This window comes from Halomonas koreensis, assembly GCF_031451675.1.
GTDB lineage: Bacteria > Pseudomonadota > Gammaproteobacteria > Pseudomonadales > Halomonadaceae > Halomonas > Halomonas koreensis.
The window spans coordinates 96176-116701 of record NZ_JARWAK010000013.1 but is presented as its reverse complement, the minus strand read 5'-3'; the positions used below and the strand labels follow the sequence as shown (position 1 = coordinate 116701).

At 69.3% G+C, this 20526-nt stretch carries 18 protein-coding genes and 1 pseudogene; 16 read left to right on the top strand and 3 right to left on the bottom strand.

The annotated features are described in order from the left end of the window. Nucleotides 1-131: 131 nt before the first annotated feature. The 11 genes and pseudogenes from QC818_RS14725 to QC818_RS14675 form a co-directional block, all read left to right on the top strand. A pseudogene (locus tag QC818_RS14725) lies at nt 132-269 on the top strand (2Fe-2S iron-sulfur cluster-binding protein); the annotation flags it as partial. 90 nt (nt 270-359) lie between these two features. Beyond that, nucleotides 360-1397 (top strand): GlxA family transcriptional regulator, encoded by a 1038-nt coding sequence (locus QC818_RS14720; protein ID WP_309653620.1) that lies wholly within the window; start codon nt 360-362, stop codon nt 1395-1397. Nucleotides 1398-1698: 301 nt separating this feature from the next. Beyond that, the gene (gene glyA, locus QC818_RS14715) at nt 1699-2997 is read left to right on the top strand and encodes a serine hydroxymethyltransferase (protein ID WP_309653619.1); all 1299 of its coding nucleotides are present in this window, start codon (nt 1699-1701) and stop codon (nt 2995-2997) included. Nucleotides 2998-3045: 48 nt separating this feature from the next. Continuing rightward, nucleotides 3046-4296 carry a sarcosine oxidase subunit beta family protein gene (locus QC818_RS14710; RefSeq protein ID WP_309653618.1) on the top strand — a complete coding sequence of 417 codons (1251 nt, stop codon included), beginning with the start codon at nt 3046-3048 and terminating at the stop codon, nt 4294-4296. A 22-nt stretch (nt 4297-4318) separates the two neighbouring features. Continuing rightward, the gene (locus QC818_RS14705; RefSeq protein ID WP_309653617.1) at nt 4319-4669 is read left to right on the top strand and encodes a sarcosine oxidase subunit delta; all 351 of its coding nucleotides are present in this window, start codon (nt 4319-4321) and stop codon (nt 4667-4669) included. After that, a complete protein-coding gene (locus QC818_RS14700) occupies nt 4666-7704 on the top strand; it encodes a sarcosine oxidase subunit alpha family protein (RefSeq protein ID WP_309653616.1) in 3039 nt (1012 codons plus the stop codon). The genes QC818_RS14705 and QC818_RS14700 overlap by 4 nt, the downstream gene beginning before the upstream one ends. Then, nucleotides 7697-8332 (top strand): sarcosine oxidase subunit gamma, encoded by a 636-nt coding sequence (locus tag QC818_RS14695; RefSeq protein WP_309653615.1) that lies wholly within the window; start codon nt 7697-7699, stop codon nt 8330-8332. The genes QC818_RS14700 and QC818_RS14695 overlap by 8 nt, the downstream gene beginning before the upstream one ends. 72 nt (nt 8333-8404) lie before the next feature. After that, a complete protein-coding gene (gene purU / locus QC818_RS14690; RefSeq protein ID WP_309653614.1) occupies nt 8405-9271 on the top strand; it encodes a formyltetrahydrofolate deformylase in 867 nt (288 codons plus the stop codon). A 125-nt stretch (nt 9272-9396) separates the two neighbouring features. Beyond that, the gene (locus tag QC818_RS14685) at nt 9397-9792 is read left to right on the top strand and encodes a DUF4168 domain-containing protein (RefSeq protein WP_309653613.1); all 396 of its coding nucleotides are present in this window, start codon (nt 9397-9399) and stop codon (nt 9790-9792) included. A gap of 121 nt (nt 9793-9913) precedes the next feature. After that, nucleotides 9914-11818 carry a DUF294 nucleotidyltransferase-like domain-containing protein gene (locus QC818_RS14680; protein ID WP_309653612.1) on the top strand — a complete coding sequence of 635 codons (1905 nt, stop codon included), beginning with the start codon at nt 9914-9916 and terminating at the stop codon, nt 11816-11818. 16 nt (nt 11819-11834) lie between these two features. Beyond that, nucleotides 11835-12557 (top strand): 3'-5' exonuclease, encoded by a 723-nt coding sequence (locus tag QC818_RS14675; protein WP_309653611.1) that lies wholly within the window; start codon nt 11835-11837, stop codon nt 12555-12557. Nucleotides 12558-12591: 34 nt separating this feature from the next. Here QC818_RS14675 and cobO read toward each other — a convergent pair whose 3' ends face one another. Further along, on the bottom strand, nt 12592-13191 hold the full coding sequence (gene cobO, locus QC818_RS14670) for a cob(I)yrinic acid a,c-diamide adenosyltransferase (RefSeq protein WP_309653610.1): 600 nt from the start codon (nt 13189-13191) through the stop codon (nt 12592-12594). 197 nt (nt 13192-13388) lie between these two features. On the opposite strand from cobO, the gene QC818_RS14665 reads away from it, so the two are divergent. The 5 genes from QC818_RS14665 (at nt 13389) to pepN (ending at nt 18350) form a co-directional block, all read left to right on the top strand. After that, nucleotides 13389-13892, top strand: coding sequence for a GNAT family N-acetyltransferase (locus QC818_RS14665; protein WP_309653609.1), 504 nt, complete (start codon nt 13389-13391; stop codon nt 13890-13892). Nucleotides 13893-13972: 80 nt separating this feature from the next. Then, nucleotides 13973-14458, top strand: coding sequence for a YajQ family cyclic di-GMP-binding protein (locus tag QC818_RS14660; RefSeq protein WP_309653608.1), 486 nt, complete (start codon nt 13973-13975; stop codon nt 14456-14458). 144 nt (nt 14459-14602) lie between these two features. Beyond that, nucleotides 14603-15115, top strand: a complete 513-nt coding sequence (locus QC818_RS14655; RefSeq protein WP_309653607.1) for an Hsp20/alpha crystallin family protein — start codon at nt 14603-14605, stop codon at nt 15113-15115. A gap of 150 nt (nt 15116-15265) precedes the next feature. After that, nucleotides 15266-15643 (top strand): YbaN family protein, encoded by a 378-nt coding sequence (locus QC818_RS14650; protein ID WP_309653606.1) that lies wholly within the window; start codon nt 15266-15268, stop codon nt 15641-15643. 76 nt (nt 15644-15719) lie between these two features. Continuing rightward, on the top strand, nt 15720-18350 hold the full coding sequence (pepN, locus tag QC818_RS14645; RefSeq protein ID WP_309653605.1) for an aminopeptidase N: 2631 nt from the start codon (nt 15720-15722) through the stop codon (nt 18348-18350). 75 nt (nt 18351-18425) lie between these two features. Here the strand turns inward: pepN and QC818_RS14640 are convergent, their stop codons facing one another. Further along, entirely contained in the window at nt 18426-18713 is a 288-nt protein-coding gene (locus QC818_RS14640) for a hypothetical protein (RefSeq protein WP_309653604.1), read from the bottom strand. Between the two features lie 72 nt (nt 18714-18785). Continuing rightward, the gene (locus QC818_RS14635; protein WP_309653603.1) at nt 18786-20384 is read right to left on the bottom strand and encodes a cation:proton antiporter domain-containing protein; all 1599 of its coding nucleotides are present in this window, start codon (nt 20382-20384) and stop codon (nt 18786-18788) included. Nucleotides 20385-20526: the final 142 nt, after the last annotated feature.

The following is a 20526-nucleotide window of genomic DNA, read 5'->3' as shown; positions in this document are numbered from 1 at the left end:
CATGGACCACAACGGCGGCATCACCGACGAGGACGTCGCCGAGGGCTATATCCTGTCCTGCTGCAGCATGCCCAGGGGCGATGTGGTGGTGGAGTACTGAGCCGCGGCGGCATGGGGCTCTTTTCCCTCCCGGCACCTGCCGGGTGCCGCTGACCGCCGGCGAGGTGGACATGGACCACAACGGCGGCATCACCGACGAGGACGTCGCCGAGGGCTATATCCTGTCCTGCTGCAGCATGCCCAGGGGCGATGTGGTGGTGGAGTACTGAGCCTGGCCCGGCCGTCCGGACCTTGCGCCGGGACGGCCTGCCGCCGACACTGAGCCCTCTCTTTCCGTCTGCCGCCGGGGCCTTCCCGCCATGACCGCTTCCCCCCAGACGCCGCCGCTGTCGGTCGGCTTCGTGCTCCTGCACCGCTTCACCATGATGCCCTTCGCCGCCTTCGTCGACTGCCTGCGCCTGGCCGCGGACGAGGGCGACCGCAGCCGCCAGCTGCGCTGCCACTGGGTGTTCATGACCAGCGCCGGGCGGGACGCCATGTCCAGCTGCGGTGCCGCCGTCACCCCCTGCGCGCCCTTCCGGGATCCCGCCGAGTTCGACTACATCGTGGTCATCGGCGGGGTGCAGGACGAGCATGCCGCCGCCGACGAGGCGGCGCTTGGCTACCTGAGGCGGGTGGCCCGGGCCGGGGTGCCCCTGGTCGGCGTCTGCACCGGGGTCTTCGCGCTGATCCAGGCCGGCCTGATGACGGGGCGGCGCTGCTGCGTCAGCTGGTATCACCATGGCGACCTGACCCGCCGCTTCCCGGACATCGAGCCGGTGGCGGAGGGGCTGTTCGTCGACGACGGCGACCGTCTGACCTGCGCCGGCGGTATCGCCTCGGCCGACCTGGCGGCGCACCTGGTGGAGCGCCACCTGGGCAAGGCCTGGGCCATGAAGAGCCTGCACATCATGCTGATCGACGAGGCGCGCCCGGGCAGCCATCCCCAGCCCCAGCCGGTGCTCTTCGACAAGGTCGAGGACCGACTGGTCCGCCGGGCCATCGGCATCATCGAGCAGCACCTGGGCCAGGCGATCCCGATGGACGAGCTGGCGCGCCGGGTCGGCACCTCGCGGCGCAACATCGAGCGCCGCTTCCGCGAGGAGCTGGGCATCGGCCCCCAGAAGTTCGCCCGGGACCTGCGGCTGCGCTACGGCCTGTGGCTGCTGCACTACACCGCCAAGAGCGTCACCGAGATCGGCGAGCGCTGCGGCTTCGCCGACACCGCTCACTTCTCCCGGCATTTCCGCGAGGCCTTCGGCGCCACCCCAACCGCCGTGCGCAAGGCGGCGGGGGAGGGCGCCACCTCGGTGGACCCCTTCTTCCTGCACATCCAGGCCCGGCCGGCGTCCTCGTAGCGCGTCGACCCGCACCGCGGCGGGTGCAGCCGGGGCGCTTCCTTCCCCCGCCCGATGCGACGCTCGGCTTCGGCAAAAACAAGGGCTTGGCGCGGCTGGCGTGAATATGGCCGCAAAGATGTCGCATACGTTCAATCTTTGCGTCACCGGCTTCGCTATCAATAGAAGGGTGGCAGGAGCAGTCTCCCGGGGCGGTCCCGGCATGCCCACCTGTCTCGCTCGATGATGGCGGTGTCGTTTTCAGAATACCGCGCATCCCCCTTTTGCATACCGTTGAGAAGCCAAGTCCCAGGGTGATGTCATGAACGCCAACAACCTTACAACAGCCGACCCCCAGATCGCCGCCGCCATCGCCGACGAGGTGGCGCGTCAGGAGGCGCACATCGAGCTGATCGCCTCCGAGAACTACGCCAGCCCCCAGGTCATGGCGGCCCAGGGCAGCCAGCTGACCAACAAGTACGCCGAGGGCTATCCGGCCAGGCGCTACTACGGCGGCTGCGAGCACGTCGACGTGGTCGAGAAGCTGGCCATCGAGCGCGCCTGCGCCCTGTTCGGCGCCGACTATGCCAACGTCCAGCCGCACTCCGGGGCCCAGGCCAATGCCGCGGCCTTCATGGCCCTGGTCGCGCCCGGCGACACCGTGCTGGGCATGAGCCTGGCCCACGGCGGCCACCTGACCCATGGCGCGGCGCCCAACTTCTCGGGCAAGTACTACCACGCCGTCCAGTACGGCCTGAACCCCGAGACCGGCGAGATCGACTACGAGGAGGTCGAGCGCCTGGCCCACGAGCACCAGCCCAAGCTGATCATCGCCGGCTTCTCGGCCTACTCGCGCGTCGTCAACTGGCGGCGCTTCCGCGACATCGCCGATGCCGTGGGCGCCTGGCTGCTGGTCGACATGGCCCACGTCGCCGGCCTGGTGGCCGCCGGCCACTACCCCAGCCCGCTGCCCCACGCCCATGTGGTCACCACCACCACCCACAAGACCCTGCGCGGTCCCCGCGGCGGCCTGATCCTCTCCGCCAGCGGCGACGAGGCGCTGTACAAGAAGCTCAACGGCGCGGTCTTCCCGGGGCAGCAGGGCGGCCCGCTGATGCACGTCATCGCCGCCAAGGCGGTGGCCTTCCGCGAGGCCATGAGCCAGGACTTCGTGCGCTACCAGGCCCGGGTCATCGACAACGCCCGGGCCATGGCCGGCGTCTTCGCCGAGCGCGGCTTCGAGGTGGTGTCCGGCGGCACCGACGACCACCTCTTCCTGGTCTCGCTGATCAAGCAGGGCGTGACCGGCAAGGACGCGGACGCCGCCCTGGGTCGCGCCCACGTCACCGTCAACAAGAACGCCGTGCCGGGCGACCCCCAGAGCCCCTTCGTGACCTCGGGGCTGCGCCTCGGCACCCCGGCGGTGACCACCCGCGGCTTCGATCAGGCCGACTGCGAGACCCTGGCCGGCTGGATCTGCGACATCCTCGATGTCCTGGCCGAAGGCGCCGACACCGCCGCCATCGAGGACGAGGTGCGGGGCAAGGTCGCCGAGCTGTGCGCTCGCCATCCCGTCTATGCCCAGGCCGCGAGCGAGCCGGCCGATACCGCCACCGCGTGAGCCCGTGCCCCGCCGGTGCGCCGGCGGGGCCCTTGAGGAGTAGACCCTATGCAACGTTATTCAGGCTTCGGGCTGGTCAAGCACGCGCTGAGCCATCACGAGAACTGGCAGCGCCAGTGGCGCAACCCCACCCCCAAGAAGCAGTACGATGTGATCATCGTCGGCGGCGGCGGCCATGGCCTGGCCACCGCCTACTACCTGGCCAAGGAGCACGGCATCAAGAACGTCGCCGTGATCGAGAAGGGCTGGCTGGGCGGCGGTAATACGGCCCGTAATACGACGATCGTGCGCTCCAACTATCTCTGGGACGAGGCGGCGGCGCTCTACGAGCACTCCATGAAGCTGTGGGAAGGCCTGTCCCAGGACCTCAACTACAACGTCATGTTCTCCCAGCGCGGCGTGCTCAACCTGGGCCACACCCTGCAGGACATGCGCGACATCCAGCGCCGGGTCAACGCCAACCGCCTGAACGGCATCGACAGCGAGGTGCTGGATGCCAAGGGCGTCCAGGAACTGGTGCCGATCATGGACTGCTCGAAGAACGCCCGCTATCCGGTGATGGGCGCCTCCTGGCAGCCCCGGGCCGGCGTGGCGCGCCACGACGCCGTGGCCTGGGGCTTCGCCCGCGGCGCCGACGCCCACGGCGTGGACATCCTCCAGCAGACCGAGGTCACCGGCTTCAAGATCCGCGACGGCCAGGTCTACGGGGTGCACACCAATCGCGGCGACATCGAGGCCAAGACCGTCGGCTGCGTGGCCGCCGGCAACTCCGGGGTGCTGGCCAGGATGGCCGGGATCAAGCTGCCGCTGGAGTCCCACCCGCTGCAGGCCCTGGTCTCCGAGCCGCTCAAGCCGGTGCTCGACACCGTGGTGATGTCCAACCACGTGCACGGCTACATCAGCCAGTCCGACAAGGGCGACCTGGTCATCGGCGCCGGCATCGACGGCTACAACGGCTACGGCCAGCGCGGCAGCTATCCCACCGTGGAGCACACCCTGCAGGCCATCGTCGAGATGTTCCCGATCTTCTCCCGGGTGCGCATGAACCGGCAGTGGGGCGGCATCGTCGACACCTGTCCGGACGCCTGCCCGATCCTCTCCAAGACCCGGGTCAAGGGGCTCTACTTCAACTGCGGCTGGGGCACCGGCGGCTTCAAGGCCACCCCCGGCTCGGCCCATGTGTTCGCCGCCAGCCTGGCCAAGGGCGAGATGCACCCGATCGCCGCGCCCTTCTCCATCGATCGCTTCAACACCGGAGCGCTGGTCGACGAGCACGGCGCCGCCGGCGTCGCCCACTGATCCACCGCAGAGGAGAGCCGACATGTTCCATATCCATTGCCCCTACTGCGGCGAGACCCGCGAGGAAGAGGAATTTCACCCCAAGGGACAGGCGCATATCGCCCGCCCGGAGGACCCGGATGCCTGCAGCGACGAGGCCTGGGGCGACTACCTCTTCTTCCGCGACAACCCCCGCGGCATCCACCACGAGCTGTGGGTGCACGCCGTGGGCTGCCGCAAGTTCTTCAACGTCACCCGCAACACCGTGACCTACGAGATCCTCGAGACCTACAAGATGGGGGAGCAGCCGTCGTTCACCGCCGAGCACCCCGAGGGCCGGCCGGCGCCCGACGTCGCCGACCCGGCAACGCTTCGTGAAGGAGTCCGCGCATGAGCCAGCTCAATCGCCTCGCCCGGGGCGGTCGCATCGACCGTTCCCGCAAGCTGAGCTTCACCTTCAACGGCCAGCGCTATCAGGGCCATGCCGGCGATACCCTGGCCTCGGCGCTGCTGGCCAACGGCGTCGACATCGTCAACCGTAGCTTCAAGTACTCGCGGCCCCGCGGCATCGTCGCCGCCGGCGCCGAGGAGCCCAATGCGGTGGTCCAGCTCGGCTCGACCGAGGCCGCCCAGGTGCCCAACGTGCGGGCCACCCAGCAGGCGCTGTACGACGGCCTCGAGGCCGCCAGCACCAATGGCTGGCCCAACGTCCAGCGCGACCTGATGGGCCTGGTCGGCAAGCTGGGCGGCAAGTTCATGCCCCCGGGGTTCTACTACAAGACCTTCATGGCCCCGGCCTCGATGTGGATGACCTACGAGAAGTACATCCGCAAGAGCGCGGGCCTGGGCCGCAGCCCCATGGAGAAGGATCCGGACCTCTACGATCATCTCCACCAGCATTGCGACGTCCTGGTGATCGGCGCCGGGCCGGCGGGCCTCGCCGCGGCGCTGGCCGCCGGCAAGAGCGGCGCGCGGGTGATCCTGGCCGACGAGCAGGAGGAGATGGGCGGCTCGCTGCTCGATAGCCGCGAGCTGCTCGACGACCAGCCCGCCGATGCCTGGGTGGCCGAGACCCTGAGCGCGCTGGCCGCCATGGACAACGTGACCCTGCTGGCCCGCACCACCGCCAACGGCTACCACGATCACCACTTCGTGACCCTGCACGAGCGGCGCACCGAGCACCTGGCCGATACCGCGCCGGTCGCGAACGGTCGCCGCCAGGCGCGTTCGCGCATGCATCGGGTGCGGGCCGGCCGGGTGGTGCTGGCCACCGGCGCCCACGAGCGCCCGTTGGTCTATGCGGGCAACGACGTGCCGGGGAACCTGCTGGCCGGCGCCGTCTCCACCTACATCCGCCGCTACGGGGTGGTGCCGGGCCAGAAGCTGGTGCTCTCCACCAGCAACGACCACGGCTATCGCGCCGCCCTGGACTGGGCGGAGAGCGGTCGCGAGGTGGTGGCCATCGCCGACGCCCGGGCCCACCCGGACGGCGAGCTGGTCGAGCAGGCCCGGGCCCTGGGCATCCGCATCATCACGGGCGCGGCGGTCCTCGAGGCCAAGGGCGAGTCGCGGGTCAACGCCGCGCGGGTGGCGAAGATCGACCTGGACGGCTTCAAGGTCGCCGGCGGCGCCGAGACCCTGGCCTGCGATACCATCGCCAGCTCCGGCGGCTACAGCCCGGTCATCCACCTGGCGTCCCACACCGGCGGGCGGCCGACCTGGAACGACGACATCCTGGGCTTCGTGCCGACCCTGGTGAAGGGCGTGAGCGCCGCCGGCGGCGCCCAGGGCGTCTACGCCACCGGCGAGGTGCTGGCCGACGGCATCAAGGCCGGCGCCCGGGCCGCCGAGGAGACCGGCTTCGCGACCGGGCGGCTGCGCCTGCCGGCCGTGGCCGAGCGGCGCGACGGCGCGGCCGTGGCGCTCTACCAGGTGCCCCACGAGAAGCCCACCCTGCGGGCGCCCAAGCAGTTCGTCGACCTGCAGAACGACGTCACCGCGGCGGCCATCGAGCTGGCCACCCGGGAGGGCTTCGAGTCCATCGAGCACGTCAAGCGCTATACCGCCATGGGCTTCGGCACCGACCAGGGCAAGCTCGGCAACATCAACGGCATGGCCATCGCCGCGCGCTGCCTGGGCCGTTCGATCCCCGAGGTGGGCACCACGGTGTTCCGGCCCAATTACACCCCGGTGACCTTCGGCGCCATCGTCGGCCGCCACTGCCGCGAGCTGTTCGATCCCGAGCGCTACACCGCCATGCACCAGTGGCATGTGGAGCAGGGCGCCGAGTTCGAGGACGTCGGGCAGTGGAAGCGCCCCTGGTACTTCCCGCGCAAGGTCGACGGCAGGACCGAGACCATGTTTGATGCGGTGGCCCGGGAGTGTCGCGCGGTGCGCGAGAAGGTCGGCATCCTCGACGCCTCCACCCTGGGCAAGATCGACATCCAGGGGCCGGACGCCCGGGAGTTCCTGGGCCGGGTCTATACCAACAAGTGGGCCAAGCTGGCCCCGGGGCGGGTGCGCTACGGCCTGATGTGCAAGGACGACGGCATGGTGTTCGACGACGGCACCACCAGCTGCCTGGGCGAGAACCACTTCCTGATGACCACCACCACCGGCGGCGCCGCCACGGTGCTGGAATGGCTGGAGATCTGGCACCAGACCGAGTGGCCGGAGCTGGAAGTCTACTTCAACTCGGTGACCGATCACTGGGCGACCATGACCGTCACCGGTCCGGAGGCGCGCAAGCTGCTGGCCGAGGTCACCGACATCGACCTGGACAAGGAAGCCTTCAAGTTCATGGACTGGCGCGAGGGCCAGGTGGCCGGGGTGCCGGCGCGGGTGTTCCGCATCTCCTTCACCGGCGAACTGGCCTACGAGATCAACGTCCAGGCCAACTATGCCCTGCACGTCTGGGAGACGCTGTTCGCCCACGGCGACAAGTACGGCCTGACGCCCTATGGCACCGAGACGATGCATGTCCTGCGGGCCGAGAAGGGCTTCATCATCGCCGGCCAGGACACCGACGGCTCGGTGACCCCGGAGGACCTGGGCATGCACTGGGCGATCGGCTACGACAAGCCGTTCCCCTGGATCGGCAAGCGGGCCCTGTCGCGCCCCGACACCGCCCGCACCGATCGCAAGCAGCTGGTGGGCCTCAAGCCCAGGGATGCCAAGGTGGTGCTGGAGGAGGGCGCCCAGATCGTCCTCGACCCGAACCATGCCATCCCCATGCCGATGGTGGGGCACGTGACCTCGAGCTACTACAGCCCGACCCTGGACTCGGGCTTCGCCCTGGCGGTGGTCAAGGGCGGTCACCAGAAGATGGGCGAGACCGTCTATCTGCCCATGGCCGACGGCCAGGTCCACGAGGCCGAGATCGTCAGCACCATCTTCCTCGACCCCAAGGGAGAGCGTCAGAATGTCTAACGTCGCAACCTTCGATACCCGCACCGAGGCCAAGATCCCGGTGGAATCGCCGCTGACCTACTCCTATCGTCGCTCGGGGGCTCCGGCCCCCACCGCCAGGAGCCGGGTGGTGCTGCGCGAACGGCCCTTCCTCGGCCACCTGGTGCTGCGCGGCGGCGCCATCGTCCTCGACGAGGCGGTCCGCGAGGTGCTGGGCGTCACGCTGCCCGGCGAGCCCCAGGGCCTGGTGCATGACGCCGAGGGCCGGCGCTCGATCCAGTGGATCTCCCCGGACGAGTGGCTGGTGATCGTCCCCGGCGGCGAGGAGTTCGCGCTGGAGAACCGCCTGCGCGAGGCCCTGGGCGGCGCCCACTTCGCCATCAGCAACGTCAGCGGCGGCCAGACCCTGGTCGAGCTCGAGGGCGAGGCCGCCCGGGAGCTGCTGATGAAGTCGGTGATCTACGACGTCCATCCGAGCCACTTCCCGGTGGGCAAGGGGGTGACCACGGTGTTCGCCAAGGCCACGGTGATCCTGCGTCGCCCGAGCGAGGATCGCTGGGAGCTGGTGGTGCGCCGCAGCTTCGCCGACTACACCTACCGCTGGCTGCTGGACGCCGGCGACGAGTACGCCATCGGCGTCGAGCGCTGATTCCGGACGCCCCACCCGTATGACCAGACCAGGCCGGGGCTCGCCCCGGCCTGCTTCGTCAGGAGACTCGCCATGAGCCGTAGCACCGATACCTGGATCCTCACCGCCCAGTGCCCGAGCCGCCTGGGCACCGTCGACGTGGTCACCCGCTTCCTGAAGGAGAACCGCTGCTACATCACCGAGCAGCAGTCCTTCGACGACAGCCTGGCCGAGCGTTTCTTCATCCGCACCGAGTTCCGGCCGCAGGATCCCGACTTCGATGCCCAGGCCTTCCAGGCCGGCTTCGCGACCCGGGCCGAGGGGTTCGAGATGACCTTCGAGCTGACCGCCCCGGAGGCGCGCACGCCGGTGGTGATCATGGTCTCCAAGGCCGATCACTGCCTCAACGACCTGCTGTATCGCTACCGCACCGGCCAGCTGCCTCTCGACATCCGGGCGGTGGTCTCCAATCACCCGGACCTGCAGCCGCTGGCCGACTGGCATGGACTGCCCTACTACCATTTCCCGATCACCCCGGAGACCAAGGCCGAGCAGGAGGCCCGGGTCTGGGGCGTGATCGAGGAGAGCGGCGCCGAGCTGGTGATCCTGGCCCGCTACATGCAAGTGCTGTCTAGCGAGATGTGCGAGCGGCTCGCCGGCCGGGCCATCAACATCCACCATTCCCTGCTGCCCGGCTTCAAGGGCGCCAGGCCCTACCACCAGGCCTACGAGAAAGGCGTCAAGCTGGTCGGGGCCACCGCCCACTACATCAACGACGACCTGGACGAGGGGCCGATCATCACCCAGGGGGTGGAGCCGGTCGGCCATGCCGACTATCCGGAGGATCTGGTGACCAAGGGCCGGGACATCGAATGCCTGACCCTGGCCCGGGCCGTCGGCTACCACCTGGAGCGCCGGGTGTTCCTGCATCGGCGCAGGACGGTGGTCTTCTCGCGCTAGCGGGGCGTCGTCGATCGCCTCTCTGTTACAAACCGTTACACGTTGAGGCTGAACCCCGCCCGGCACGGATCGTCACAGGGGGGCATTGATCGCATGCACGAACAACGTTTTTTCCGGAGGTATTCATGCAACGCTTTACCGCCCTGTGCTCCGCCGCCCTGCTCAGCATCGGCCTGATGGGCTCCATGGCCCACGCTCAGGAATCCGCCGATGCCGCCAGCGAGGCGCCGCAGGCCGAGGCACAGGCTCAGGACTTCTCCGATGCCCAGCTGCAGAAGTTCGCCGATGCCTCCAAGGAGATCGCCGTGATCTCCCAGGACTACACCCAGCAGCTGCAGGAGGCCGAGGGCGACGAGGCTCAGCAGCAGGTCCGCCAGGAGGCCAACGACAAGATGGTCGAGGCGGTGGAGCAGAGCGGCCTGGAGGTGAATACCTTCAACGCCATCGGCCAGGCGATCCAGCAGGATCCCGAGCTGATGCAGCGCGTCCAGGAGATGGCCCAGGCGCCGTCCTCCTCCTGATCGCCGCACGCCGATGCCGGACGGGGCCATCCTTCGGGGTGGCCCCTTTGCGTTGGCGCGTCTTTACAGCGCCCCCGGGGGCTTTCAGACTGAGGCCAACCCCCTTCGCCGGAGCCAGGACATGGACGTGGAACTGCTGGAGATCCGCCAGCACATGGCGCGCTTCCCGCCCTTCGAGACGCTCTCCGACGAGCTGCTCGACGAGGTGGCCGGCCAGGTCGAGGTGGCCTACTACAAGGCCGGCGCCGAGATCCTGAGCCTCGACCAGGAGCAGCACGATCTCTGCTACATCCGCAGCGGCGCCGTGGAGGTCTATCGGCGCGGCGGCGAGCTGCACAATCGGCTCGGCGAGGGCGACATCTTCGGCCAGTTCAGCCTGCTGCGGAACCGCCGGGTCCGCTACCCGGCCCGGGCCATGGAAGACGCCCTCATCTACTTCATCCCCGAGGCGGTCTTCCAGCGCCTATGCGAGGTCGATCACGACTTCGCCGACTTCGTCGAGCTGCAGCGGCCGCGGCTCGAGAGCGCCGTCGAGGAGCAGAAGAAGAACAACGACATGATGATCACCCGGGTGCGCAAGCTGCTCACCCGCTATCCGGTGATGGTCGAGGCCTCGACCACCGTCCAGGAGGCCGCCCGGCTGATCACCGACTACCAGGCCTCGGCGGTGCTGGTGCTCGACGCCCCGGGGGACAATCCGCGCTACACCTTCCGCGACAGCGAGGACCGGGCCTGGCAGGTGCGGGGCATTCTCACCGACAGCGACTTCCGTACCCGGGTGGTGGCCGAGGGGCGCGCCCCGGACACCCCGGTGGGCGAGGTGGCCGGCAACCGGATCATCGCCGTGCAGTCCGACGAGTCGGTGCACGAGGCCATGCTGTGCATGCTGCGCCACAATATCCATCACCTGCCGGTGATGCACCGCCGCCGCCCGGTGGGCATCGTCCACCTGTCGGACATCATCCGCTACGAGACCCAGAGCAGCCTCTACCTGGTCAGCAACATCTTCCACCAGCCCAGCGTCGAGGGACTGGCCCGGCTCGCCCCGGACGTCAGCGCCGCCTTCGTGCGCATGGTCGAGGAGGGCGCAGACTCGCGGATGGTGGGCAGCGCCCTGTCCACCATCGCCCGCAGCTTCACCCGCCGCCTGCTGGAGCTGGCCGAGGAGAGCCTGGGGCCGCCCCCGGTGCCCTACTGCCTGATGGCGATGGGCTCCATGGCCCGCAACGAGCAGTCCATCGTCACCGACCAGGACAATGCCCTGGTGCTTTCCGACGACTACGATCCCGAGGCCCATGGCGCCTACTTCCTGGCCCTGGCGAACTTCGTCTGCGACGGCCTGGATGCCTGCGGCTACCCCTACTGCAAGGGCGACATCATGGCCACCAACGACCGCTGGCGGCAGCCCCTGGCGGTGTGGAAGCGCTATTTCACCGAGTGGATCGAGCAGCCCAATCCCGAGCGGTTGCTGCACAGCTCGATCTTCTTCGACCTGGATGCCGTCCACGGCGAGAACGTGCTGGTGGAGCAGCTCCAGGACCTGGTGGCCGAGAAGGCCGCGCGCCATCCCCGCTTCCTGGCGGCCATGGCGCGCAACGCCCTCAACCGCACGCCGCCGCTGGGGTTCTTCCGTACCTTCGTGATGGAGAAGGACGGCAAGCACAACAACTCGATCAACCTCAAGCGCCGGGGCACGGCGCCCATGGTCGACCTGATCCGGGTGCATGCCCTGGCCTGCGGCTCCAGCGCCCAGAACAGCTTCGACCGGCTCGACGACATCGACCGCACCCAGCTGCTCGCCCCGGGGGTCAGCGATCGGCTGCGCTATGCCCTGGAGTTCCTGTCCATGTCGCGGATCCGTCACCAGGTGATCGACATCGAGCACGAGCAGCCGCCGGACAACAACATCGAGCCGGAGAACGTCTCGAGCAGCGAGCGCCACAATCTCAAGGATGCCTTCCAGGCGCTGAGCCACGCCCAGAAGTTTCTCAAGTTCCGCTACCCCATGCCGGCCCGCGGCCGGTAGGCGGAGGAGGACACGAATGCGAGGCTGGCCGCGACCCAGGACCCAGATCCCCGACTGGCCCGGCTATCTGGCGAGCCGGCTGTCGCAGGCCGGGGATCCGCGGCTGTCGCGGTTCTTCGCCGCCGGCACCCTGGACCCCGATACGCCCATCGGCGAGGCGCCGCTGGTGGCGCTGGACATGGAGACCACCGGCCTCGACGCCCGGCGCAACTCCATCGTCAGCATCGGCCTGGTGCCCTTCACCCTGCCGCGGATCGGGCTGTCGGGGCGGCGCTACTGGATCGTGCGCCCGCGTCGGCCGTTGAGCGCCCGCTCGGTGACCTTCCACCACATCACCCATGCCGACATCGACCGGGCCCCGGAGCTGGACGACGTCCTCGGCGAGCTGCTCGACGCCCTGGCCGGGCGCCTGGCGGTGGTGCACTATCGCCACATCGAGCGCCCCTTCCTGGACGTTGCCGTGAAGGCGCGGCTCGGCGAGGGGGTGATGTTCCCGGTGATCGACACCATGTCGCTGGAGGCGCGCATCCATCGCCAGTCGCTGATGGCCCGCTTCAAGCGCTGGATCGGTCGTCCGCCGGCCTCGATCCGCCTCTACGACAGCCGCAGCCGCTACGGCCTGCCGCCCTACCAGGGGCACCACGCCCTGACCGATGCCCTGGCCACGGCGGAACTGCTCCAGGCGCAGATCGCCCATCACTACCGTCCCGAGACGCCGGTGGGCACGATCTGGAGCTGATCGGGCAGGCGGCCGGGCCCGTCGGCGCCGCGGGTCAGTAGTCGATGCCGCGCCGGGCCTCGAGGCCGGCGTTGAAGCCGTGGCGCACCTCCTGCATCTCGGTGACGGTATCGGCCATGGCCAGCAGCTCGCGGTGGGCGTTGCGCCCGGTGACGATCACCGTCTGCTCGGCGGGACGGGCCTCCAGCGCCTGGCGGACGGTGGCGATGTCCAGGTAGCCGAACTTGAGCATGTAGGTGATCTCGTCGAGCACCACCAGGTAGATCCCGGGGTCGGCCAGCATCCGCGCGGCCTCCGCCCAGGCCTCCCCGCACGCCCGGGTGTCCGCCTCGCGGTTCTGGGTCTCCCAGGTGAAGCCGGTGGCCATGATCGCCACCTCCAGCCGCGGGTCCGCCTCGAGCCGCTCGCGTTCGCCGCACGCCCACTGCCCCTTGATGAACTGCACCACTCCGACGCGGTAGCCGTAGCCGAGCGCCCGGGTCACGGTGCCCCAGGCGGCGGTGGTCTTGCCCTTGCCGTTGCCGGTGAACACCAGCAACTGGCCGCGCTGCTCGGTGGCGTCGGCCACCCGCTCGTCCACATGCGCCTTGAGCTTCTGCATGGCCTGGCGGTGGCGTGTCTGGCGGTCGCTCATGTCGATGTCTCCGGTTGATGATGACGACGAGCCCGCAGCCTACCCCAGGAACCGGCCGGCGTTCACGCCTCGGGGCCCGGCGGGCTTGAGGCAGGTCCCTGGCGCGACCGCCTGCAGCTGAAAACATTTCATCGTCGCCGGCGCTGACAGCGTCGCGGGGGCACGCCAGAATCGTCGGCATATCCGCCGGAGGCCCCATGACCGTCATCCTGCGCGTCGCCGACTCCCGCGACCTCGCCGACCTCTACCGGCTGGAACAGGTCGCCTTCTCGGGGGATCGGTTCACCCGTCGCCAGCTCTGGCACCTGCTCAATCGCGCCCACGCCCTGACCCTGCTGGCGGTGGCGGAGGGCGATCGCCTGCTGGGCTATGGCACCCTGCTGTTCCGCCACGGCAGCGGCCGGGCGCGTCTCTACTCCTTCTGCGTGCATCCCGAGGCCCGCGGTGCCGGCCTGGGGCGCCGCCTGCTGGCCCGGCTGGAGGCGCGGGCCCGGGGCCGAGACTGCGATCGGCTGGTACTGGAGGTCAGGGCCGACAACCAGGTGGCGCTGTCGCTCTATCGCAGCATGGGCCTGGCGCCCAGCGACTGGCTGCCCGACTACTACGAGGACGGCTGCGCGGCCTGGCGCATGACCAAGGCGCTGGTCGAGGCCGGCCCGGCGAGCCCCGAGCGCCGCCTGGCCCCGGCGATGCGGCCATGACCCTCGGTCGCGGCGTCGACGCCGGCCCTCGCCCGCCGGCCTGGTAGAATGGGGCGGTCATCCATCACCGGGAAAGCCCCATGCCGTCATTCGATATCGTCTCCGAGTTCGACGCCCACGAGGCCCGCAACGCCGTCGACCAGGCCAATCGCGAGCTACAGGGTCGCTTCGACTTCAAGGGCGTCACCGCCGCCTTCTCGCTCGAGGGCGAGACGGTCGGCCTCGAGGCCGAGGTCGACTTCCAGCTGCGCCAGATGCTCGACATCCTGCGCAACAAGCTGATCGCCCGGGGCATCGACCCCCGCTGCCTGGACGTCGAGGAGCCCGAGCTCTCCGGCGTGCGGGCCCGCCAGAGCGCGCGGCTCAAGCAGGGGCTGGAGCAGGCCGAGGCCAAGGACATCGTCAAGCGCATCAAGGCCAGCAAGCTCAAGGTCCAGGCCCAGATCCAGGGCGACAAGGTCCGCGTGACCGGCAAGAAGCGCGACGACCTGCAGGCCATCATGGCCCTGCTCAGGGGCGAGGACGGCCCCGACCTGCCGCTGCAGTTCGACAACTTCCGGGACTGAGCCCGGCGGCGGACGAGGGCTTGACGCGGATCAAGCCCTCGTTCGCCCGGCCTTGAAATGCCCCCGGCCGCCACCAATTCTGATCCTGCAGGATGCATGAGTACCTTGGCCAGGATGTGTCGCAATCGCATCGGGAGGTGACCTATGGATCTGCAGAAGTGGACGCCCTGGAGCTGGTTCCGCAGCGAGAGCCAGGATGCCCCCGCCGCCCGTGAGCCGCAGCCGTTGTCCGGCATGCATCGCGAGCTGGATCGCTGGATGGACGGCATGCTGCGCCAGTTCGGCCTGCCCGCCATGGAGGCCGGCAGCGGCGAGATGCCGGAGCTGCTGCGCCCGCGTCTCGACATCGCCGAGCGCGACGGGGACTACCTCATCAGCGTCGAGGTGCCGGGGGTCGAGGAGCAGGACATCAAGCTGACCCTCGACAAGGATCGCCTGGTGATCGAGGGCGAGAAGCGCCAGGAGAGCACCACCCGGGAGGATCGCTACCAGCGAGTGGAGCGCGCCTACGGGCGCTTCCGCCGGCTGCTCGACCTGCCCGCCGACGCCAAGCCCGAGGGCATCGAGGCGACCTTCGACAAGGGCGTGCTCACCATCACCGTGCCACGCAGCGGCGAGGCCGGGAGCGCTCGCCGCGAGATTCCCATCAAGGGCTGAGCCAGCTTGCCGGCGGCCCGTCGGGGCCGCCGGCATCCACCCCGTCATAGCCCGTCCCTGACGCGACCATTGACCACCATCATTGGCAGCGGGGGGCCGCTTGGGCTTCAATAAGGGCAACGCCGTTGCCGCCACGGGAGTCCGTGAACGATGTCCCATGCACGCCGAGCCGCCTACCTGACGCTTGCCGGGATCAGCTTCCTGCTGGGGGTGATCGGCGCCTTCCTCCCGCTGCTGCCCACCACCTGCTTCATGCTGCTGGCGGTGTGGTCGGCGTCCCGGGGCTCGCCGCGCTTCGCCGGCTGGATCCGCGCCCATCCCCGCTTCGGGCCCGCGGTCCAGGCCTGGGAGTCCGAGCGGGCGATTCCGCGCCACGCCAAGTGGCTCGCCGGGGCCATGCTGCTGATCTCGATGCTGGTGCTGGGCCTGACGGTCGGCGCCCTGTGGCTCAAGCTGCCGCTGCTCGCCGGGCTGGCCCTGGTGGGGGCCTGGATCCTGACGCGCCCGGAACCCGTGGCCGACGCCTGACCCTCGCTCGGCCGCTTTGAGGTGGAGGCTGTCGGCGCCGTACAATGGCGACAATTCTCGACAGGAGCCATCCTCGATGTCCGAACCCCAACCGATCTACCTGAGCGACTACCGTCCCCCCGCCTACCGCGTGACCCATACCGAGCTGACCTTCGACCTCGATCCCGCCGCCACCCGGGTCAAGGCGCGCCTGCACGTCGAGCGCCACCCGGATCGCGAGGCCGGCGCCCCGCTGGAGCTCGACGGCGAGCAGCTCGCGCTCAAGGCCATCGCCATCGACGGCCAGCCGCTGGGCGAGGACGAGTACGCGCTCACCGAGCGCGGCCTGCGGGTCGAGCGGGTGCCGGCACGCTTCCTGCTGGACACCGAGGTGGAGATCGCGCCCGAGGACAACACCGCCCTGGAAGGGCTCTACCAGTCGAACGGCATGTATTGCACCCAGTGCGAGGCCGAGGGCTTCCGCCGGATCACCTTCTATCCGGATCGTCCCGACGTCATGGCCACCTTCTCCACCACGGTCATCGGCGACGCCGGCCGGGAGCCGGTGCTGCTGTCCAACGGCAACCCGGTGGAGCGCGGCGAGCTGCCCGGCGGCCGCCACTTCGTGACCTGGGAGGATCCCCATCCCAAGCCCTGCTACCTGTTCGCCCTGGTGGCCGGCGACCTGAAGAAGGTGGAGGACGGCTTCACCACCGCCGGCGGCCGCGACGTGACCCTGCAGATCTGGGTCGAGGAGGAGAACCTCGGCAAGACCGATCACGCCATGGCCTCGCTGAAGCGGGCCATGCGCTGGGACGAGGAGACCTACGGCCGTGAGTATGACCTCGACCTGTTCATGATCGTGGCGGTCAACGACTTCAACATGGGCGCCATGGAGAACAAGGGGCTCAACATCTTCAACTCGGCGGCGGTGCTGACCCATCCCGACACTGCCACCGATGCCGCCTTCCAGCGGGTCGAGGGCATCGTCGCCCACGAGTACTTCCACAACTGGTCGGGCAACCGGGTCACCTGTCGCGACTGGTTCCAGCTGTCGCTCAAGGAGGGCTTCACCGTCTTCCGCGATCAGTGCTTCTCCGCCGACACCAACTCGGCGCCGGTCAAGCGCATCGAGGAGGTCTCCTTCTTCCGCACCGCCCAGTTCGCCGAGGACGCCGGCCCCACCGCGCATCCGGTGCGCCCCGACCACTACATCGAGATCGGCAACTTCTACACCCTGACCATCTACGAGAAGGGCGCCGAGATCGTGCGCATGCTGCGCAACCTGGTGGGCTGGGACGCCTTCCGTCGCGGCAGCGATCGCTACTTCGAGCGCTTCGACGGCCAGGCGGTGACCATCGAGGACTTCGTGGCCTGCATGGCCGAGGCCTCCGGCCGGGATCTCTCCCAGTTCCTGCGCTGGTACGATCAGGCCGGCACGCCGGAGATCGACGCCCACGGCGAGTACGACTACGCCAACGGCGTCTATCGCCTGGTGCTGCGTCAGCGGACCCCGGCGACGCCGGGCCAGCCCGACAAGCGGCCGCTGCATATCCCCATCCGCCTGGGCCTGGTCGGCACCAAGACCGGCCGCGACCTGCCGCTGACCCTGGACGGCGAGGCCCTGGGCACCGACGGCGTCATCCACCTGCACGAGGAGGAGCAGGAGTTCGTCTTCACCGAGGTGGCGGAGGCGCCGGTGCCGTCCCTGGCGCGCAATTTCTCGGCCCCGGTCAAGCTGCACTTCCCCTACTCCCGGGAGGACCTGGCCTTCCTGCAGACCCACGACAGCGACGGCTTCAATCGCTGGGACGCCGGCCAGCGCCTGGCGCTGCTGGCGCTGGACGACCTCATCGCCGCCCATCGCAACGGCGTGGAGAAGGTCATGGACGGCCGGGTGGTCGAGGCCTTCCGCGCGCTGCTCGCCGCCGAGCCCGACGACAAGGCGGTGCTGGCCGAGATGCTGACCCTGCCCTCCGAGGCCTACATCGCCGAGCAGCAGCCGCTGGTCGACGTGGACGCCATCCATGCCGCCCGCCAGTTCGTCAAGCAGTCGCTGGCCCTGGCCCTGCGCGACGACTTCCTGCGGGTCTACGAGGCGAATCGCCGGGAGGCGCCCTATGCCCCCGAGCCCGAGCAGATCGGCGAGCGCAGCCTGAAGAACGTGGCGCTCTCCTACCTGATGAGCATCGAGGACGAGGAGGGGATCGAGCTGGCCCGGCGCCAGTTCGAGGCCGACCACAACATGACCGACGTACGGGCCGCCCTGACCCTGCTGGTGCACTCCAGCCGCGACGACCTGGCCGACCCGGCGCTGCGCGCCTTCGGCGAGAAGTGGGCCCACGACCCCCTGGTCATGGATCAGTGGTTCAGCATCCAGGTCAGCCGGCCGCAGTCGGACGCCCTGGAGCGGGTCAAGTTCCTGATGGATCACCCGGCCTTCTCGCTGACCAACCCCAACAAGGTGCGCGCGCTGATCGGCGCCTTCGCCCAGAACCGCATCAACTTCCACCGCGCGGACGGCGAGGGCTACCGGCTGCTGGCCGATGTGGTCATCGAGCTCAACCGCCTCAACCCGGAGATCGCCGCGCGCCTGGTCACCCCGCTGACCCGCTGGCAGCGCTTCGACGAGACTCGCCAGGACCTGATGAAGGGCGAACTCGAGCGCATCCGCGGCGAGGCACTCTCGCCGAACCTCTACGAGGTGATCGAGAAGGCCCTGGCATAGCCGCAAGCCGCTCATCGCAGGAACAAGGCGCCGCCCTCCGGAGCGGCGCCTTCGTCGTATGGGGGAGGGGCTCGCCTAGTAGATCAGCCAGCTCAGCACGGTCGCCCCCAGCAGCGCCCAGATCAGGGTGACCACGAAGGCGCCCCGCCGCAGGGCGCGAAAGCCCCGCCACAGCGCCCATAGGCCGAATGCCAGCACCAGCAGGCCGACCAGGCTCGGGGCGATCCCCAGCGCCCCGGCGACCCCCTGAACGAAGCCGGCCACGGCCTCGTCGAGGCCGGAGAAGAAGGCCACCAGGGCGTCGACGAGGAAGCGGATGAACTCGCCGACCGCCTGGCCGATGAAGGTGAAGACGTCGTCCATGGACAACTCCCCTGGGGGACGGCGGGATTCCTGCAGTATCGCGGTCCCGCCGGCCCCGGGCAAGCGCCGGGCTCAGCCCAGCTGGCTGCTCTTGGAGACGATGCCGGCCTCCTCGGCGGCGCTGTCGGCCAGGGCGCGGCCGGCCTCGTCGTAGACGTGGAAGACGGCATGGGCGCCGAGCTCGCGGATCGGCTCGATCTCCTCGGGGAATTCCACCACCGCGGTGATGCGCCCCTGGAAGCGCCGCGAGCGCAGCTGCTTGAGCGCGAAGAGGTTGCCGGCGTGATGGGGCATGGCCAGCACCACCAGGCGCACCTCCGGGGACATCAGCAGCTTGTCCCAGAAGTCGGAGTCCACGGCGTCGCCCTCGAGGACGTTGAAGCCGCGGCGGGTGAGCCGCTTCACGCTCTTGGGGTTGCTGTCGATGCCCAGCACCTGCAGGCCGTATTCCTTCTGCAGGCGGCGGTAGACGCTGCGGCCGATGCGCCCCATGCCCAGCACCACCGCCTCGGCGTCGCCCACCTCGATGGGACGGTCGCTGGGCGTCAGCTCGGTCTCGTCGATGGCCGGCAGGCGCGGCTCCAGCCAGCGATAGACCCGCTCGCTGACGCCGTTGACCACCGCCGAGGCGCCGAAGCTCAGGGCCACGGCCAGCGACAGCACCACCAGCCACTGTTCGGGGAGCCAGCCGCTGGCCGTGGCGATGGCGCCGACGATCAGGCCGAACTCCGAATAGTTGGTCAGGCTCAGGGTGGCCAGCACCGAGGTGCGGTGACGCATGCGGAAACGCATGAACACCGCCTGGTAGATGAGGCTCTTCAGCGGCAGGATCAGGACCATCAGCAGGGCGACCCCGAACAGCTCCCAGCTGGGCATGGCCGTGAGCCCCAGGCTCAGGAAGAAGCCCACCAGCAGCAGCTCCTTGAGGCTGAACATGGAGCGTGCCAGGGTCTGGGCCGCGGGATGGGGGGAGAGCAGCAACCCGACGATCAGCGCGCCCAGATCGCCTTTCACGCCCACCGCGCTGAACAGCGCATAGCCCAGCACCAGCGCCAGCAGCATGCCGAACAGCATCTGCATCTCGCCATGGCCCAGGCGGTCGAGCAGGCCGCGCAGCGCCGGGGCCAACGGGATCAGCAGCACCAGGCCCAGGGCCCAGGGGCTGGGCAGCTCGCCGGTGGAGGCGGTGAGGAAGACCACCGCGAAGATGTCCTGCATGATCAGCACGCCGATGGCCAGGCGGCCGTAGGCGGTCTGGGTCTCGCTGCGCTTCTCCAGGACCTTGACCACGAACACCGTGCTGGAGAAGGACAGCGCGAAGCCGAGCAGGGCCAGGGTCGACCAGCCCGCGCCGCCGAGCAGCGGCAGGCCCAGCCACTTCAGCAGCGACAGCAGGCCCACCAGCATCAGGGTCGAGCCCAGCATGTGCAGCGAGGCGCCGCCCCAGACATCCCGGCGCAGCAGGGTGCGAATGTCGAGCTTTAGCCCGATGCTGAACAGCAGCAGGGTGACCCCCGCGTCGGCCAGCACCTCCAGCAGCGGCGTGGTCTGGTAGCCGAGGGCATTGAGCGCGAAGCCGCCGGCCAGGAAGCCCACCAGGGGGGGAAGCCGGAGGGTCATGGCGGCGAGGCCACCGAGGAAGGCCGCAAGGATGAAGGCCGGTTGGATCATGACAACTCCCTTTGCCGGGATTTCCGGGAAGACAGACAGTGTAAGGAAGTCATAAAGTGAATGGCATTCATTCGTTCATCCTGCCGGCCGGGCGTGAAGCGCCCATGACGCCGCGCGTGGCAGGCCAGGGAAGCACGCACAC

Excerpts from the sequence above, each read along its gene's own strand:
- QC818_RS14720 (WP_309653620.1), top strand. The coding sequence starts at position 360 with ATGACCGCTTCCCCCCAGACGCCGCCGCTGTCGGTCGGCTTCGTGCTC.
- glyA (WP_309653619.1), top strand. The coding sequence starts at position 1,699 with ATGAACGCCAACAACCTTACAACAGCCGACCCCCAGATCGCCGCCGCC.
- QC818_RS14710 (WP_309653618.1), top strand. The coding sequence starts at position 3,046 with ATGCAACGTTATTCAGGCTTCGGGCTGGTCAAGCACGCGCTGAGCCAT.
- QC818_RS14705 (WP_309653617.1), top strand. The coding sequence starts at position 4,319 with ATGTTCCATATCCATTGCCCCTACTGCGGCGAGACCCGCGAGGAAGAG.
- QC818_RS14700 (WP_309653616.1), top strand. The coding sequence starts at position 4,666 with ATGAGCCAGCTCAATCGCCTCGCCCGGGGCGGTCGCATCGACCGTTCC.
- QC818_RS14695 (WP_309653615.1), top strand. The coding sequence starts at position 7,697 with ATGTCTAACGTCGCAACCTTCGATACCCGCACCGAGGCCAAGATCCCG.
- purU (WP_309653614.1), top strand. The coding sequence starts at position 8,405 with ATGAGCCGTAGCACCGATACCTGGATCCTCACCGCCCAGTGCCCGAGC.
- QC818_RS14685 (WP_309653613.1), top strand. The coding sequence starts at position 9,397 with ATGCAACGCTTTACCGCCCTGTGCTCCGCCGCCCTGCTCAGCATCGGC.
- QC818_RS14680 (WP_309653612.1), top strand. The coding sequence starts at position 9,914 with ATGGACGTGGAACTGCTGGAGATCCGCCAGCACATGGCGCGCTTCCCG.
- QC818_RS14675 (WP_309653611.1), top strand. The coding sequence starts at position 11,835 with ATGCGAGGCTGGCCGCGACCCAGGACCCAGATCCCCGACTGGCCCGGC.
- cobO (WP_309653610.1), bottom strand. The coding sequence starts at position 13,191 with ATGAGCGACCGCCAGACACGCCACCGCCAGGCCATGCAGAAGCTCAAG.
- QC818_RS14665 (WP_309653609.1), top strand. The coding sequence starts at position 13,389 with ATGACCGTCATCCTGCGCGTCGCCGACTCCCGCGACCTCGCCGACCTC.
- QC818_RS14660 (WP_309653608.1), top strand. The coding sequence starts at position 13,973 with ATGCCGTCATTCGATATCGTCTCCGAGTTCGACGCCCACGAGGCCCGC.
- QC818_RS14655 (WP_309653607.1), top strand. The coding sequence starts at position 14,603 with ATGGATCTGCAGAAGTGGACGCCCTGGAGCTGGTTCCGCAGCGAGAGC.
- QC818_RS14650 (WP_309653606.1), top strand. The coding sequence starts at position 15,266 with ATGTCCCATGCACGCCGAGCCGCCTACCTGACGCTTGCCGGGATCAGC.
- pepN (WP_309653605.1), top strand. The coding sequence starts at position 15,720 with ATGTCCGAACCCCAACCGATCTACCTGAGCGACTACCGTCCCCCCGCC.
- QC818_RS14640 (WP_309653604.1), bottom strand. The coding sequence starts at position 18,713 with ATGGACGACGTCTTCACCTTCATCGGCCAGGCGGTCGGCGAGTTCATC.
- QC818_RS14635 (WP_309653603.1), bottom strand. The coding sequence starts at position 20,384 with ATGATCCAACCGGCCTTCATCCTTGCGGCCTTCCTCGGTGGCCTCGCC.